We start from the raw sequence: 15,436 nt of genomic DNA, 5'->3' as shown, positions 1-15,436 counted from the left end.
GGGATTGCCGTGACGCGTGCTGCGGATGTTGCAGAGCGTGGCAATGTCGTGTCACGGAGCGTTGATATCGGGTTGTTCCCTATGCGTGACTCGTCACGGCCTGGAGTCAGTCGTCCGCTCCGGTACCTTGTGTGGGATGCGAATGGTTCCGAGTACGAGCCATGCCGGTGATGCCCAGGGGGCGGCTCCGTATGCGGCGGTATGTGCCGCTGCCCGCGGGGCGACCAGGGCTTTTTCCCCTGCCGGTGCGACCCCCCGCGGCGAGCGTCGCACAGTATGCCGCACGCGTACTCCTTCGCGCTGGAATATGCCCGAAGCGCTTGTAGGGGTGACTGTACGTCAACCATGCTGTCTCGCAGGGGAGTCACATTCCGTGACCCTTGCTGTGGTCGTTGTCCTGGCCATGCAGAAAATGGCTACGATCGTGGCCTTCGTCGTGATGCTCGTCACGGCCCTCGCCGTGGCGCTCGCCCGGCGTCGGGTCATGTGTCCGCCGGTTCGGATGGTGTGAGCGGTGCAGGTGCAGGTGCTTCAAGTGCAGCTGGAGATCCGGCCCGACCCCGCGGAGGTGGGGCGGGCCCGGCGGTGGGCCCGTTCGCGGCTCGCCGGGTCCGGGATAGCGGCCGACGAGCCGCTGGCCGAGACGCTGATCCTGCTCGTCTCCGAGCTGGTGACCAACGCCGTGGTGCACACCGGCTGCCCGGCCGTCGTCAGGCTCTCGCTGCCCGGTGCGGCGGCGGAATGGGCGCCGGTGCGCCTGGAGGTGGCCGACACCAGCGCCCGCGCCCCGGTGCCGCGGTGCGCGGACGGCGACGCGACCGGCGGCCGGGGCCTCGCGCTCGTCGACGGCCTCGCCGACCGCTGGGGCTGGAGCCCGGAGGGCGCGGGCAAGCGCATCTGGTGCGAACTCGACCGGTGCGACCGGCCCCGGGGGAGCGCGGCGGTGGCGTACGGGGGCGGGATGTCCGCCTGCGAGGGGCTGGCCTTCGAGGCGGTGTAGTCCGGCCGTACGGCTGTGCGCCGGGCCGTGCATCCGTGCGCACCCGGTGAGAAGAGGGCATAAGTAATAAATTCCTGAACGGGTGTTGACGCATCGTCACGGCTTGATCACGCTTGTGGTCTGCGATTCGCCGCGAGGGGACGGCAAGGGCTCGGTGACGGAAGCCCTCGTCGAGTGTGGGTCGGGCCGGAGCCCCGGGAGACGCCTCAGAGGACGGCCACCGGGGCGACCGGCGTACCCGTGGCTCCGGTGAACGGTTCGGGCATCGCCGACAGCAGGAACGCGTACCGGCCCGCTTCTCCACAGGCTGTGGACAACTCTTCGAGATTCCAGTTCTGGCCCTGGAGCATCCCCATCTCCACCAGGTCCAGGGCGTGCACGGGCAGCCACAGGCCGTCGATCTCGGGCGGGAAGATCTCGAACGTGAGGGTGTCGTTCGCCACGGCCGCGACATCGCGCGCGTGGAACCACTCCGGGGTGCGCACCGACAGCCCCGGCGACGGATGGGCGTAACCGTGCTTGTCGCCCGCGAGGTACGCCTGCATCTGCCCCGTCCGCACCAGTACGACGTCGCCGGCCCGCGCCCGGGTGCCGGCCAGCTCCTCGGCCGCGTCCAGATCCTCAGGGGTCACCGCGTGATCGCCCGCCAGCCGGTCCACGCCACGCGCGCGGGCCACGTCCAGCAGTACTCCGCGGGAGACGAGGTGCGGGATCTTGTCGATCCCGCCGAACTCCGCGCCGCCGTGCGCGGTCACCGTGCCGGCGGGCCGTCCGTTGTAGAGCTTCCCGGAGTGCGAGACGTGGGTCAGCGCGTCCCAGTGCGTGCCGGCCTGGAGGCCCATCGTCACGGCGTCGTCGCTGCACGCGACCGTCCCGGGCCCGAAGATCTCCTGGTTGATCTGCACCATCGCGTGCAGTGGGTTGACCCGCCCGGGGATCATCCCGGTCTGCACCCCGTCGGCCCGCAGCGGCAGCGCGAGCGGGACGCGGCGCCCGGAGCGGACGGTGGCCGCGGCGTCCCGGACCACCTCGTCGGTGATCAGGTTCAGGGTGCCGATCTCGTCGTGCTGCCCCCAGCGGCCCCAGTTGTTCACCCGCTTCGCGAGGGCGTGGAACTCGTCGGGCAGGGACATCGTGGCCTCCCGGGGGTTGTCTCAGGCTGTCTGCCGCGCCATAAAATCTAACGGTCCGTCAGAAACCACGGGAAGGGGCCGGGCGTGGGGAACTTCTTGGCAGGCAAGGCCGTCGCGGTGACGGGCGCCGGGCGGGGCATCGGCCGCGCGGTCGCGCTCGCGGCGGCGGCGCAGGGAGCGCGGGTCGTCGTCAACGACTACGGCGTGGCGACCGACGGCACCGAGCCGACCAGCGCGGTCGCCGACGCCGTGGTCAAGGAGATCGAGGCGGCGGGCGGCACGGCGGTGGCGGTGGCCGACGACATCTCCACGATGGCCGGCGGCCGGCGGGTCGTCGAGACGGCCCTGTCGGAGTTCGGGCGGCTCGACGGGGTGGTCTGCGTCGCCGGGATCCTGCGCGAGCGGATGCTGTTCAACATGTCCGAGGAGGAATGGGACCCGGTCCTCGCGACCCACCTCAAGGGCACCTTCACGGTGTTCCGCGCGGCCTCCGCGGTCATGCGGGGGCAGCGGTCGGGCACGCTGATCGGCTTCACCAGTGGCAACCACCAGGGCTCGGTGTCCCAGGCCAACTACAGCGCCGCGAAGGGCGGGATCATCTCCCTGGTGCGCAGCGCGGCGCTCGGCCTGCACAAGTACGGGGTGACCGCCAACGCGGTGGCCCCGGTGGCCCGGACCCGGATGTCGGCCGGCGTCCCGACGGAACTGACGGAGATCGGCGACCCCGAGGACGTCGCCGCGCTCGTCGTCTACCTGCTGTCCGACCGGGCCCACGAGCACTCCATCACCGGCCAGGTGTACACGATCGCCGGACCCAAGATCGCCGTCTGGGCCCAGCCGCGCGAACTGCGCGCCGGTTACGCCGAGGGCTCCTGGACCCCGGAACGGATAGCGGACTTCCTCCCCGGCACGGTGGGCATCGACCCCATGCCGATGCTGGAACGACTCACAGCAATGGAACAAGCGGCCCGCGCAGGAACCCGCCCGAACACATGACCCGCACGACCACAGCGACTCAAGGACGGGGACAGCGCCCCTGTTTGGGGGCGCGGGGCGGTATCGACATGCGGCTGCGCCGCGCGGGCGCGAGCAACCACGACGGTGCAGCAGCTTCCGGACGGCGGGGCGAGCGCCCCCGTTGGGGGGCGCGGGGCGGTATCGACATGCGGCTCCGCCGCGCGGGCGCGAGCAACCACAACGCCGCCGCAGCTTCCGGACGGCGGGGCGAGCGCCCCCGTTGGGGGGCGCGGGGCGGTATCGACATGCGGCTCCGCCGCGCGGGCGCGAGCAACCACAACTCCGCCGCACCCGACCACGTAACCCAACCCCCACCCACCAAAACCCCTGCAAACCTCCGGAGGACCCCGTGGAGTTCGGGTTCAAGGCCGAAGACGAGACATTCCGCGCCGAGGCCCGCGACTGGCTCACGGCGCATGTCAACACCGCCCAGGACCGCCGCTCCTGGGAACGCACGCTCGGCAAGGCGGGCTGGATAGGACTGGGCTGGCCGGAGCCGGGCTACGGCAACCGCACCGCCGGTCTCACCCAGCAGGTCGCCTGGGCCGAGGAGTACGCCCGCTCGGGCGCGCCCCCGCGTTCCGGGCACATCGGCGAGAACCTGTTCGCCCCCACCCTCATCGCCCACGGCAGTGACGAGCAGAAGACCCGTTTCCTGCCGCCCGTCGCGGCCGGCGAGGAACTGTGGTGCCAGGGCTACAGCGAACCCGGCGCCGGTTCCGACCTGGCCGGCCTGCGCACCACCGCCGTACGCGGCCCGGACGGCTACCGCGTCACCGGCCAGAAGATCTGGACCTCCCTGGCCCACGAGGCCGACTGGTGCTTCGTACTGGCCCGTACCGACCCCGACTCCCGCCGGCACCACGGGCTCAGCTTCCTGCTGGTCCCCATGGACCAGCCGGGCCGGATCGAGGTCCGCCCGATCCGGCAGCTGACCGGCACGAGCGAGTTCAACGAGGTCTTCTTCGACGGGGCGCACGCGCGCGTGGAGCACGTCGTCGGCGGCGAGGGCGCGGGCTGGCGGGTCGCGATGAGCCTGCTCGGCTTCGAGCGCGGGGTGTCGACGCTCGCCCAGCAGATCGGCTTCGCGAAGGAACTGGAGCAGGTCGTGCGCGCGGCGGTGGAGAACGGCGCGGCGGCCGACCCGGTCGTCCGCGACCTCATCGTCCGGCAGTGGGCCGAGCTGCGCACCATGCGCTGGAACGCCCTGCGCACCCTGGGCGGTTCGGGCGATCCGGGCGCGCCCAGCGTGGCCAAACTGCTGTGGGCGGGCTGGCACCAGCGGCTGGGCGAACTGGCCGTACGGGTGCGGGGCGCGGCGGCCTCCGCCGGGCCGGCGGACTGGTCCCCGCAGGAACCGTACGCACTGGACCCCGCGCAGCACCTGTTCCTGTTCTCCCGGGCCGACACCATCTACGGCGGCTCGGACCAGATCCAGCGCACCATCATCGCCGAGCGCGTGCTCGGCCTGCCGAGGGAGCCGAAGGGAGCCGTGTGATGCGCGGTGTGGTGTTCGACGGTGAGCGGGTCCAGGTCGTGGACGACCTGGAGATCCGGGATCCGGGACCCGGTGAGGTACTGGTCGCGGTCTCCGCGGCCGGGCTGTGCCACAGCGATCTGTCGGTGGTGGACGGGACCATACCCTTCCCCGTTCCGGTGGTGCTGGGCCACGAGGGCGCGGGGGTGGTGGAGGCGGTCGGCGCCGGGGTCTCCCACGTGGCGCCCGGCGACCACGTGGCGCTGTCCACGCTGGCGAACTGCGGCACCTGCGCGGACTGCGACCGGGGCCGGCCGACCATGTGCCGCCGGGCCATCGGCCGTCCGGGCCGGCCGTTCACCCGGGGCGGAAAGCCGCTGTTCCAGTTCGCGTCCAACTCGGCCTTCGCGGAACGCACCCTCGTCAAGGCGGTGCAGGCGGTCAAGATCCCGGCGGATGTCCCGCTGCCGAGTGCCGCGCTGATCGGCTGCGGGGTGCTGACCGGCGTGGGCGCCGTGCTCAACCGGGCCCAGGTGGAGCGCGGCGACACCGTGCTGGTCATCGGGACCGGCGGGATCGGCCTGAACGTCATCCAGGGCGCCAGGATCGCGGGCGCGCTGCGGATCGTGGCGGTGGACGCCAACCCGGCGAAGGAGGAGGTGGCCCGGCAGTTCGGCGCGACCGACTTCCTGACCTCGGCGGACGGGGTACGGGAGCTGCTGCCGACCGGCGCCGACCACGCCTTCGAGTGCGTCGGCAGGACCGAGCTGATCCGCCAGGCGGTCGACCTCCTCGACCGGCACGGCCAGGCCATCCTGCTCGGGGTGCCGCCCGCCACGGCCGAGGCGTCCTTCCTGGTCTCGTCCATGTACCTGGACAAGTCCATCCTCGGCTGCCGCTACGGCTCCGCCCGCCCCCAGCGCGACATCGCCCTGTACGCCGAGCTGTACCGCCAGGGGCTGCTGCTGCTCGACGAGTTGGTGACCGGGACCTATCCGGTCGAGGACTTCGACAAGGCCCGCGCGGACGCGGAGGCGGGGCGGCTGGCCCGCGCGGTGCTGACCTTCTGACCACCGGGTCGGAAGGCCCGCCGGTAGGCGGTGGGGGTGAGGCCGAGCGCCGCCTGGAGGTGCTGGCGCATCGACTGGGCCGTGCCAAAACCCGCCTCCTGCGCCACCTGGTCGACCGAGAGGTCGGTGGACTCCAGCAGGTGCCGGGCGCGTTCGACCCGCTGCTGGGTGAGCCACTGCCCCGGGCTGACACCGACCTCTTCGCGGAAGCGGCGGGTGAAGGTGCGTACGGACATGGCCTCCTGCTCGGCCAGGTCGCGCAGTTGGATCGGCTCGTGCAGGCGGCTCAGCGCCCAGGCGCGGGCGGCGGTGGTGGTGGCCAGCTGCGGGTCCGGCAGCGGACGGTGGATGTACTGCGCCTGCCCGCCGTCCCGGTGCGGCGGTACGACCGTGCGGCGGGCCACCTCGTTGGCGACGGCGGTGCCGTGGTCGCGGCGCACGATGTGCAGGCACAGGTCGATCCCGGCGGCGACCCCCGCCGACGTCAGCAGGTCGCCGTCGTCGATGAACAGCACGTCGGCGTCCACCTCGACCTGCGGGAACAGCCGTTGGAAGCGCTCGGCGTCGGCCCAGTGGGTGGTCGCCGGACGGCCGTCGAGGAAGCCGGCGGCGGCCAGGACGTAGGCGCCCGTGCAGATGGAGGCGAGCCGGGTGCCGGGCCGGACGCGGGCGAGTGCCGCGGCCAGCTCCTCGGTGAGCACGCCCTGCTCGAAGACGGGGCCGAGTTCGTACGAGGCCGGGACGACGACCGTGTCCGCGGTGGCCAGGGCCTCGGGCCCGTGCGCCACGTGGATGGTGAAGTCGGCGTCCGTCGTCACCGGCCCCGGCGGCCGGACCGAGCAGGTGACGACCTCGTACAGCGGTCGTCCCAGGGTGTCCTTGGGGCGGCCGAAGATCCGGTGCGGTATGCCCAGCTCGAACGGGAGCAGCCCGTCCAGCGCGAGGACGGCGACGCGGTGCGGGCGGAACTCCGGGAGATCCGGGAGATCCGGGATGTCCGGAGGTGCCGGGAGATCCGGGTCGGCGGTCATGGCCCGATCTTAACGAATGCTGTCCTCCGGGCCACTCGTCGGAGGTGATCCCGCGCCGGATGCTCTATGACGTGACACAGACAAGCGATGCCGCAGCGACCGTCCGGCGGCCGGGCGGGCCCGGGGCGAAGCGCCCGTGGCGGGGACGCCGGACGCCGGTGCACCGCGCCTGGTTCGTCGCCGCCGTCATGGTGAGGTAAGCGCCCTGATCCCTCACTGCGGTGTGGCCGAGTACCGCTCGATACTCGCGCGGCCTGTCGATCGGTCGAGTAGGCGCAGTTCCCACGGGCCCGTGTTCACATCGAAGTCCTTGCCGAACCCGACCCACTTGCCCGCCATACGCCGGCCCGTCGGCTCGACGAGTAGCTGAATCGCACCGTGGTACCGGGCGCCCTGGTAGTACCCGTCAGCCGCCGTCTGCTCGGTCCACGTACCAGTGACGACGTTCCGATCAACGGTGAGATCCAGGGACAACGGGCTGTCCGGGTTGGTCGACGCTCCGGGCAGGCTCTGGGCTGTCAGCCGGTTGCCGTGCTGGACGATCACGACGTGGTGCTTACAGTCGAACGTCTCGTCACGGCTGGACGAGTAGAACTCGTACCGGGACAGCCAGATGCCCGCGTGATCGCTCTGCGGCTCTGGCTCCGGGTTTGTGACAGCGTCGGTCGTGCCGACTGCCCCAGCCTCCATGTCGTGGCCTCCTGCCCCGTCCGAGTGGACGCGTGTCATCGGGATCGCGAACCCCAGCGACTCGGGTGCGCGGCCGGTACACGGTGAGAGCCGACGGCACGCAGAGGAAGCCACGAACCCTGTACGAGGGTGAGGGCGGGGAACCCCGCGCTACTGGCCTGATGCCGCCGTGCCTGCGCCCCAAGTGCGGGGGTGGGCGACATGACCGGAGCACGGACCCCCCCCAATTAAGTGGAGGCAAGCCAGCGGCCGGTACATCCACCACGTGCCGGAACTTCCGGGGTCGGCGGCTGGTGTCCGGTGCGTCAGCGACGACAAGGCGACGCTGGACGGCCATGACCTCAAGACCGGCGGCCCGCTCGTCCTGGAACAGACGATCAAGGCCATCAAGGCGGCAGGGTTCGAGGTCGACCCCGACCTGTGGGGCATGGAGGACGCGGCCGGCTGCAACCAGTGCCACGCCGGGTGCCACGACTCGCCCAAGTAGTGGTGACCAGCACGTGAGTTGGGGCCTGTCCCCGTACGTTGGGGGTGGGCCCCTCATGCCGGAAAGGATCACCGCATGTCATTGGCTGAGTCCTGGGACAGGTACGCCGTCGGGAGCAAGCCACGCAGGATCGTGAACGCCAAGGGTGATACGACCTGGCTGAACTGGACCCAGTACGCCGATCACGGGCCGAACGAGAGCGTTCTGGGTCCCGTGGCCGGACGCCGGGTGCTGGAACTCGGCTCTGGGAGCGGTAGTAACCTCGCGCACCTCGTGACGCTTGGTGCGACTGGTCAAGGGGTGGACATCGCCCCCGCCCGTGAGACCGTCGCACGGGAGTGCTGGGGCGATCTGCCGGGCCTTGAGTTCCGTACGGCGGAGGCGACGGCGTTCCTGAACGAGACGGACGCGACATTCGATGTCGTGCTCTCGATCTTCGGTGCCGTGTGGTTCGTCGATCCGGACACTCTGCTCCCGCTGATCCGCTCGCGCATGGCGCCGGGCGGAATCCTGGCCTTCTCGCACTTGCCCCCAGGAAGCCAGGGACCCAAGCCCGCCAAAGCCGGACTGCGGCACGACCGCACCCCGGATGAGTGGGGGCGTACCCTGACCGGGCACGGCTTCTCCGACGTGCGTGTGTCTCTGATCGACCCGCCAGAGGGCAGGGTTGTGGGCACGATGCTTGTCCGTGCCTCGGCGGCCTGACCGCGCGGCTGTGCGCCTGGCTCAGCAGATCCCGGCCTTCTGGCGGACGGAGCGAACCGTCATGGCGCTCCACTTCGCGGCCCTGCGCGGGGCAGGCCCTCCGTGTCGAGCTGCGCGCCGATGGCCCGGTAGCTCATCCCCTCCGCCCTCAGTTCGAGTACGCGGGCCTGTGCAGCCTGTTCCGTGGGGTTGGGGCCGCGTCACGTTCTCGCCCCTCTCCGGTGCGGGATGCCCAGCTCGAACGGGAGCAGCCCGTCCAGCGCGAGGACGGCGACGCGGTGCGGGCGGAACTCCGGGAACTCCGGGAGATCCGGACTCGGCGGTCATGGCCCGATCCTAGCGAATGCTGTCCTTCGGGCCACTCGTCGGAGGTGATCCCGCGCCGGATGCTCTATGACGTGACACAGACAAGCGATGCCGCAGCGGCCGTTCGGCGGCCGGGCGGGCCCGGGGCGAAGCGCCCGTGGCGGGGACGCCGGACGCCGGTGCACCGCGCCTGGTTCGTCGCCGCCGTCACCTTCGTCACCATCATCGGTGCGGCGGCCTTCCGTTCCCTGCCCGGCCTGCTCATCGACCCGTTGCACCAGGAATTCGGCTGGTCGCGAGGGACGGTCGGCGCGGCGGTCTCCGTCAACCTCGCGCTGTACGGGCTCACCGCGCCGTTCGCCGCCGCGCTGATGGACCGCTTCGGCATCCGCAGGGTGGTCGCCGTCGCGCTGACCGTGATCGCACTGGGCTCCGGTCTGACCGTGTTCATGACGACGGCCTGGCAACTGCTGCTCTGCTGGGGCCTGCTGGTCGGGCTCGGCTCCGGCTCCATGGCCCTCGCCTTCGCCGCCACCGTCACCAACCGCTGGTTCACCGAGCGCCGCGGCCTGGTCACCGGCATCCTCACCGCCGCCTCCGCCTCCGGTCAGCTGATCTTCCTGCCGGTGCTGTCCTGGATGGTCGAGACCTACGACTGGCGGCCGGCCGCCGTGACCGTCGCGCTCGCCGCGCTCGCGGTCGTCCCGTTCGTCTGGCTGCTGCTGCGCGACCATCCGGCCGACGTGGGCCTCAAGCCGTACGGCGCACCGGAGTTCGTGCCCAAGCCGCCCCCGGTCACCGGCGCCGCCCGGCGCGCGCTCACCGTACTGGCCTCCGCCGTGCGCACCGGACCCTTCTGGCTGCTCGCCGGCACCTTCGCGATCTGCGGCGCCTCCACCAACGGCCTCGTCCAGACCCACTTCGTGCCCGCCGCCCACGACCACGGCATGCCCATCACGGCGGCGGCCTCGCTGCTCGCGGTCATCGGCGTGTTCGACGTGGTCGGCACGGTCGCCTCCGGCTGGTTCACCGACCGCTTCGAACCGCGCCGCCTGCTCGCCGTGTACTACGCCCTGCGCGGGATCTCGCTCCTCTTCCTGCCGATGCTGCTGGGGCCGAGCGTGCACCCGCCGATGGTGTTCTTCATCGTCTTCTACGGCCTCGACTGGGTCGCCACCGTGCCGCCCACCCTCGCCCTGTGCCGCGAGCAGTACGGCGCGGACAGCGCCATCGTCTTCGGCTGGGTGCTCGCCTCCCACCAGGTCGGCGCGGCCCTGGTGGCCTTCCTCGGCGGAGTCGCCCGCGACGTCTTCGGCAGCTACGACATGGTCTGGTACGCCTCCGGCACCCTGTGCGCGGCGGCGGCCCTGATGGCCCTGGTGATCCGCCGCCGGCCGGAGATCCCGCAGCCGGGCACCGCAGGATCGGCACAGCCCGCCTGACCGGCGTGCCGTACCCGCGGGGCGTGCCCTAAAGGAACCGTCCCCGGTGGAACAGCAGGGGCGCGCACTCCGTCTCGGGTGCCCCCAGGGCATCCACCCGGCCCACCACGATCAGGTGGTCACCTCCGGTGTGCACCGCGTGGATCGTGCAGTCGATCCATGCGGCGACGCCGGTCAGCCGGGGGGAGCCGGAGACCGGCGCCGCGTCGTGGGGCACGCCCGCGAACTTGTCCGCACCGCTCACCGCGAAGGAGCGGCACAGTTCGCCCTGGCCGGCGGCGAGCACGTTGACGCAGAAGACGCCCGCGCGGGCGATACGCGGCCACGTCGTCGACGTACGGCCGACCATGAAGGCGATCAGCGGAGGATCGAGGGAGAGGGAGGAGAAGGACTGGCAGGCGAAGCCCGCCGGGGAGGTCTCGCCCTCGGCGGCCGGTGCCGTGATCACGGTCACGCCGGTCGCGAAGTTCCCCAGCACCCTGCGGAACTCCGTACGGTCCACCGGCGCCGGCTCGTCGTCGCGCACGCACCGCAGGTCGGGGCGCGGCAGCGGCTCGACCGGGCCGGCGGTGTGCGGTACGGACCTGAGGTAACGGACGGCGGCTGCCGCCATCCCTGCGTGTCCCATCACCCCATCATTGAAGCTGACTGGTCATCAGATGGGAAGGGCCGGTACCGGGCCGGATGGGGAGGGTCGGCACTGGGACGGCGTCCCCGGAAGACGGCATCCCCGGAAGTCTGGAAGGGGAACCGGACCCGGGGCGCAGCGCACCCTTCTCGGCTCCCGGGTATATCCCTCGCCCGTCATCTGCGGGGCCCGTGCCGCGTGCCCGAACCAGACCCGAAATGCCCCCATCCAGTGGCGGAGGGCGAAGGTGGGCCAGCCTGCTGGGAAGGCGACGAGGGAATATGACGCCCCTCCCCTTGCGGCATGCTGTACTCCGCAGTGCCAAGTACGGGAACTGGATAGACATCCTGCTGCGATGGAGCGGTGTAAAAGGTATTGAGGGGCGGCCACTGCTTCATCTCTATACTTTTTATGTGACGTGTGGAATCTTTATGAACAATCATATCCTCCCGGGGGATATTCTTCGCAAGCGCGAAGTCGTCCAAATCTCTATAAGTCAAACCCCATTTCTTTTCTTTGTAGCCCTGTATAACTTTCTCGTTTGGGGCTGGTCGTAGATGCGGTGGCAGGTTGTCCCATTGCCGGTATGCTTCGGTCTGGCTCGTCGACTTCATGTTGATGTACGCGGTGACGGCCAAAGTCTGCGAATCGAGATCTGCTGGCGCCTGGTACGCTCCGGGTGTCCAGGTTGCCCCTTTCGCCACCTGGACCCCAGCAGGCCTCTTATCTTTGCCGCGGACGTATTCCAATGTCCCGGAGGGGATGCCTTCGCTCACTTCAAAGGCCCGGAGATGTCCGCGCGTTAGGTGACGTGGCCTACGGCGCCCGGCGTGCCCGGCAATGACCCACCATGTCGGGGCAGGACGCAGGTCCGGCTGAGTTTCCTTCCATGCGTGATACGCCCGTTCGGGGGTATACGACGAATAAGGGGCATGCTGCGCTACTGATGTCGGATTGTACGTGTTGCGCTGTTCGTGGCTACTCTGTTCCGGCGTTTCGTGCGGGAGTGCCGGGCCGGCGCTTTCCGGATACGGTGACCTCGGCCACTCCAGAGGTACATCCCACTCATACTGGCCGTACGGCTGCCCCGCATACTGGTTGTACTCGGACACGCGACTCTCCTGGTCTCTGGTAACAGTGGTCTCCTCCCGTGCAACGTCCACGCCCCCGGCCCGGTTCACCTATCACGACCGCAGCGATCTCTACAGAAGGCCGCCCGTGGAAACCCGGGAGATCTTGGTAGATACAGAACAAGCTCAGCGTCCCCGGAACTCGGCGTCCCGACGCGCCACGAACGCCGCCACGCCCTCCCGGGCGTCCGCCGTCGTCATGTTGATCTCCTGTGCGGCGGCCTCGGCGGCGAAGGCGGCGGTGCGGTCGCCGTCGAGGGAGGCGTTGACGAGCTGTTTGGCGAGCGCCAGTGCCCGGGTCGGCCCGGCGGCCAGCCGCGCCGCCCACTCCTCGGCCGTACCCGCCAACTCCTCGTCCGGTACGACCCGGTTGACGAGTCCGAGCCGTTCGGCGTCCGCCGCCCGCAGCGCGTCGCCGAAGAACATCAGCTCCTTGGCCCGCTGCGGGCCGACCAGGCGGGGGAGGAGGTAGGCGCCGCCGCCGTCCGGTACCAGGCCGCGGCGCACGAACACCTCGATGAACCGGGCGGACTCGGCCGCCAGGACCAGGTCACAGGCGAACGCGAGATGCGCGCCGAGCCCGGCCGCCGTACCGTTCACCGCGGCCAGCACCGGCTTCTCGCAGTCCAGTACGGCCGCGACCAGCCGCTGCGCCCCGAGCCGCAGTATCCGGGCCACATCACCGGCGACCCGTTCACCGGGGACCTGTTCACCGGCGGCTCGACTACCGGCGACCCGTTCACCGCCCGCCGCGCCGCCGCCGCGCAGATCCGCTCCCGCGCAGAAGCCGCGGCCCGTCCCGGTGAGGACCACGGCCCGGATGTCCGGATCGGCGGACGCGTCCGCCAGCAGCTCGATGACGCGGTCGCGCAGCCCGGGGGTGAGGGCGTTCAGGGCCTCGGGCCGGTCGAGGGTGATGCGCGAGACGCCCGCGCGCACCTCGTGCCGGATCCCCGTTCCGGACGTCCCCGCGGTCACCGGCACACCGCCAGCGCGTCCAGCGCCACCGCGCCCTGCCCCTTGGGCAGCACCACCAGTGGGTTGATGTCCAACTCGGCCAGTTCACCGCCGAGTTCCAGGGCCATGCGCTGCACCCGCAGGACCACCTCGACCAGCGCGTCGAGATCGGCGGGCGGCCGTCCCCGCACCCCGTCGAGCAGGGCTCGCCCGCGCAGCTCGCGGACCATGTCCCGGGCCTGTTCCTCGCCGAACGGCGGCACGCGTACGGCCGTGTCCCGCAGCACCTCGACCAGTACCCCGCCGAGCCCCACGGTCACCGTCGGCCCGAACAGGTCGTCGTGGGTGACGCCGACCACCATCTCCACGCCCGCCTCGACCATCTGGCACACCAGGATCCCGTCCAGTTCGACGTCCTCGTACCGCGCGGTGTCGGTCAGCTCGCGGTAGGCGTCCCGCACCTGGCTCGCCGACGTCAGTCCGATCCGCACCAGGCCCAGCTCGGTCTTGTGCGCGATCCGGGTCCCGGACGCCTTCATCACCACGGGATAGCCGACCTGCGCCGCCGCGCGCACGGCGCCCGCCGCGCTGCTGACCAGTTGCTCCCGCGGCACCCGGATGCCGTACGCGCGCAGCAGCTGCTTCGCCGCGTGCTCGCTCAGCTGCTCGCCCGGCCGCAGCAGCGCCCGCGCCTTGCGGAAGGAAGGCGAGGGGGAGCGCGGCGCCTCGTCGAACGGGGAGCGGTAGGCGGCCGTGAAGCGGTGGTGGTCGAGGTAGGCGCGGACCGCGGTGAGGCAGTTGCCGACCGTGCGGAAGGTGGCCACCCGGGAGGAGCCGAGCAGCACCTCGCGGTAGGCCGGTTCGGTGCCCACCGGCGACCCCCACACCACGCAGACCAGCTTGTCCGTGGTCTCCGCCGCGTCCACCAGATCCCGTACGAGCCGGTCGCTCAGCGGCGGGAAGGGCCCGGTGACCGGGCAGATGAGCACCCCTACCGCGGGGTCGGCGAGGATCGCGTCGATGATCTTCCGGCCGCGTTCGTCACCGACCGGATGGCCGCCGTTGTCGACCGGGTTGGCGACGCTCAGGTACTCCGGTATCCACTGGTGCAGCTCGGCCTGCCGGCCCTCGGACAGCACCGGCAGCCGCAGTCCCGCACCGGTCGCGAGATCGGCGACGTGTGCGCCCGTGCCGCCGGAGATGGAGTAGACGACGACGCCGTCGGCGCGCGGCGGCCGGGCCCGGGCCAGCAGGGCGGCGGTGTCCTGGAGTTCGTCCAGCCCGTCGACCCGGATCACCCCGTACTGCCGCATGGCCGCGTCGATCACGTCGTCCGCGCCGGTCAGCTTGCCGGTGTGGGAGGCGGCGGTGCGCGCGCCCGCCTCCGTACGCCCCACCTTGACCGCGACCACCGGTACCCCGTGCCGGGCGGCCCGGTCGGCGGCCAGCAGGAAGGAACGGCCGTCCTTGAGACCCTCCACGTAACAGGCGATGGCGCCGACCTCGGGGCGCTCGGCGAAGTACGAGATGAAGTCGGCGGTCTCCAGGTCGGCCTCGTTGCCGGTGGGCGCCCAGTGGGAGAGCCGTACGCCCAGTTCCTGGAGGGCGAAGACCGGCCGTCCCTGGTGCCCGGACTGGGTGATGAGGGCGATGGCGGGCCCGTCGAGGTCGTCCCGGAACCGTTCGAAGGCGTTGAGGTTGGTGTTCGGGCCGAGCAGCCGCAGCCCGGACGCCCGGACCGCGTCGGCCAGTTCGGCCTGGGCCGTGGCCCCCGCCGCGCCGGTCTCCGCGAACCCGGAGGCGAAGGCGACCGCGAACCGCACCTTGGCCTCGGCGAGTTCCGCGACCAGCGGCAGCGGGTCGGCGACCAGCAGAACCGCGAGGTCGACCGGTTCGGGCAGGCCGGCGACGGTGGCGGCACAGGGGATGCCGAAGACGGCGGGCCGGGTCGGATGCACCGGGTGCACCCGCGCCCCCACCCGCTCGGCCCAGGCCAGCAGTTGCCGGGTGATACCGGTGTTCGGCCGCCCCTCCGTGTCCGAGGCGCCGATCACGGCGACGGACCGGGGCCGGAAGAACCGGTCCAGATCGGGTACGTCCGCGTGCAGCGGCCGGCCGCTGACGTCGAGGTCGTCCATGTCGGCCGCCCGGCCGTGGACGGCGGGTCCGGGCCGCTGCTCACCGCAGGCGATGATCCGGGCCCGGCGGGAGTCGGTGGTGAGGGTGCCGTGGGTAGATCCAAGCATCGTTCCGCCCGCTCCTGTGTGACAGCACAATTAACTGACGCACTGTCAGATTACTGTAACTGACACAGTGTCAGGAACGGGTGTGCAGGCAAAGTCGGCGAACGGGGGGTGGCTGGG

The 15,436-nt window shown here is 71.2% G+C and carries 14 protein-coding genes and 1 pseudogene; 8 read left to right on the top strand and 7 right to left on the bottom strand.

Annotation, left to right across the window (positions count from 1 at the left end; translation table 11 throughout):
* The first annotated feature begins 373 nt into the window (after nt 1–373).
* Together ACFY2B_RS12050 and ACFY2B_RS12045 are read left to right on the top strand one after the other, a co-directional pair.
* A complete protein-coding gene (locus ACFY2B_RS12050; protein WP_390763029.1) occupies nt 374–511 on the top strand; it encodes a hypothetical protein in 138 nt (45 codons plus the stop codon).
* A gap of 24 nt (nt 512–535) precedes the next feature.
* Nucleotides 536–1,000, top strand: a complete 465-nt coding sequence (locus ACFY2B_RS12045; protein WP_390763028.1) for an ATP-binding protein — start codon at nt 536–538, stop codon at nt 998–1,000.
* Nucleotides 1,001–1,206: 206 nt separating this feature from the next.
* On the opposite strand, the gene ACFY2B_RS12040 is transcribed toward ACFY2B_RS12045, so the two are convergent.
* Nucleotides 1,207–2,133, bottom strand: a complete 927-nt coding sequence (locus tag ACFY2B_RS12040; protein ID WP_390763027.1) for a cyclase family protein — start codon at nt 2,131–2,133, stop codon at nt 1,207–1,209.
* Nucleotides 2,134–2,217: 84 nt separating this feature from the next.
* On the opposite strand from ACFY2B_RS12040, the gene ACFY2B_RS12035 reads away from it, so the two are divergent.
* The 3 genes from ACFY2B_RS12035 (at nt 2,218) to ACFY2B_RS12025 (ending at nt 5,697) form a co-directional block, all read left to right on the top strand.
* A complete protein-coding gene (locus tag ACFY2B_RS12035; protein WP_390763026.1) occupies nt 2,218–3,129 on the top strand; it encodes an SDR family oxidoreductase in 912 nt (303 codons plus the stop codon).
* 370 nt (nt 3,130–3,499) lie between these two features.
* Nucleotides 3,500–4,648, top strand: a complete 1,149-nt coding sequence (locus ACFY2B_RS12030) for an acyl-CoA dehydrogenase family protein (protein ID WP_390763025.1) — start codon at nt 3,500–3,502, stop codon at nt 4,646–4,648.
* Complete coding sequence (locus ACFY2B_RS12025; RefSeq protein WP_390763024.1) at nt 4,648–5,697, top strand: Zn-dependent alcohol dehydrogenase; 1,050 nt, start codon at nt 4,648–4,650, stop codon at nt 5,695–5,697. The genes ACFY2B_RS12030 and ACFY2B_RS12025 overlap by 1 nt, the downstream gene beginning before the upstream one ends.
* On the opposite strand, the gene ACFY2B_RS12020 is transcribed toward ACFY2B_RS12025, so the two are convergent.
* Together ACFY2B_RS12020 and ACFY2B_RS12015 are read right to left on the bottom strand one after the other, a co-directional pair.
* Nucleotides 5,619–6,728, bottom strand: a complete 1,110-nt coding sequence (locus ACFY2B_RS12020; protein WP_390763023.1) for a GlxA family transcriptional regulator — start codon at nt 6,726–6,728, stop codon at nt 5,619–5,621. The genes ACFY2B_RS12025 and ACFY2B_RS12020 overlap by 79 nt on opposite strands.
* Before the next feature lie 213 nt (nt 6,729–6,941).
* A pseudogene (locus tag ACFY2B_RS12015) lies at nt 6,942–7,514 on the bottom strand (XRE family transcriptional regulator); the annotation flags it as partial.
* Between the two features lie 169 nt (nt 7,515–7,683).
* Between ACFY2B_RS12015 and ACFY2B_RS12010 the strand changes: the two are divergent.
* The 3 genes from ACFY2B_RS12010 (at nt 7,684) to ACFY2B_RS12000 (ending at nt 10,358) form a co-directional block, all read left to right on the top strand.
* Entirely contained in the window at nt 7,684–7,905 is a 222-nt protein-coding gene (locus tag ACFY2B_RS12010) for a hypothetical protein (protein ID WP_390763022.1), read from the top strand.
* A 75-nt stretch (nt 7,906–7,980) separates the two neighbouring features.
* Nucleotides 7,981–8,610, top strand: a complete 630-nt coding sequence (locus ACFY2B_RS12005; protein WP_390763021.1) for a class I SAM-dependent methyltransferase — start codon at nt 7,981–7,983, stop codon at nt 8,608–8,610.
* Nucleotides 8,611–9,008: 398 nt separating this feature from the next.
* On the top strand, nt 9,009–10,358 hold the full coding sequence (locus ACFY2B_RS12000; protein ID WP_390763020.1) for an MFS transporter: 1,350 nt from the start codon (nt 9,009–9,011) through the stop codon (nt 10,356–10,358).
* Between the two features lie 28 nt (nt 10,359–10,386).
* On the opposite strand, the gene ACFY2B_RS11995 is transcribed toward ACFY2B_RS12000, so the two are convergent.
* The 4 genes from ACFY2B_RS11995 to ACFY2B_RS11980 all read right to left on the bottom strand — a co-directional run bounded on the left by ACFY2B_RS11995 (nt 10,387) and on the right by ACFY2B_RS11980 (nt 15,319).
* Complete coding sequence (locus tag ACFY2B_RS11995) at nt 10,387–10,986, bottom strand: flavin reductase family protein (protein WP_390763019.1); 600 nt, start codon at nt 10,984–10,986, stop codon at nt 10,387–10,389.
* Between the two features lie 176 nt (nt 10,987–11,162).
* On the bottom strand, nt 11,163–12,098 hold the full coding sequence (locus tag ACFY2B_RS11990; RefSeq protein ID WP_390763018.1) for a hypothetical protein: 936 nt from the start codon (nt 12,096–12,098) through the stop codon (nt 11,163–11,165).
* A gap of 144 nt (nt 12,099–12,242) precedes the next feature.
* Entirely contained in the window at nt 12,243–13,094 is an 852-nt protein-coding gene (locus ACFY2B_RS11985) for an enoyl-CoA hydratase/isomerase family protein (RefSeq protein ID WP_390763017.1), read from the bottom strand.
* Complete coding sequence (locus ACFY2B_RS11980; protein ID WP_390763016.1) at nt 13,091–15,319, bottom strand: acetate--CoA ligase family protein; 2,229 nt, start codon at nt 15,317–15,319, stop codon at nt 13,091–13,093. Before ACFY2B_RS11980 ends, ACFY2B_RS11985 begins: the two co-directional genes overlap by 4 nt.
* Nucleotides 15,320–15,436: the final 117 nt, after the last annotated feature.

The sequence above is a fragment of the Streptomyces sp. NPDC001270 genome (assembly GCF_042896695.1).
Lineage (GTDB): Bacteria > Actinomycetota > Actinomycetes > Streptomycetales > Streptomycetaceae > Streptomyces.
This window is presented reverse-complemented; position numbering and strand designations above follow the sequence as displayed.

Bases quoted from the DNA above. Each gene is read 5' to 3' on its own strand.
- ACFY2B_RS12040 (WP_390763027.1), bottom strand. From the start codon at position 2,133: ATGTCCCTGCCCGACGAGTTCCACGCCCTCGCGAAGCGGGTGAACAAC.
- ACFY2B_RS12025 (WP_390763024.1), top strand. From the start codon at position 4,648: ATGCGCGGTGTGGTGTTCGACGGTGAGCGGGTCCAGGTCGTGGACGAC.
- ACFY2B_RS12020 (WP_390763023.1), bottom strand. From the start codon at position 6,728: ATGACCGCCGACCCGGATCTCCCGGCACCTCCGGACATCCCGGATCTC.
- ACFY2B_RS12005 (WP_390763021.1), top strand. From the start codon at position 7,981: ATGTCATTGGCTGAGTCCTGGGACAGGTACGCCGTCGGGAGCAAGCCA.
- ACFY2B_RS11995 (WP_390763019.1), bottom strand. From the start codon at position 10,986: ATGGGACACGCAGGGATGGCGGCAGCCGCCGTCCGTTACCTCAGGTCC.
- ACFY2B_RS11980 (WP_390763016.1), bottom strand. From the start codon at position 15,319: ATGCTTGGATCTACCCACGGCACCCTCACCACCGACTCCCGCCGGGCC.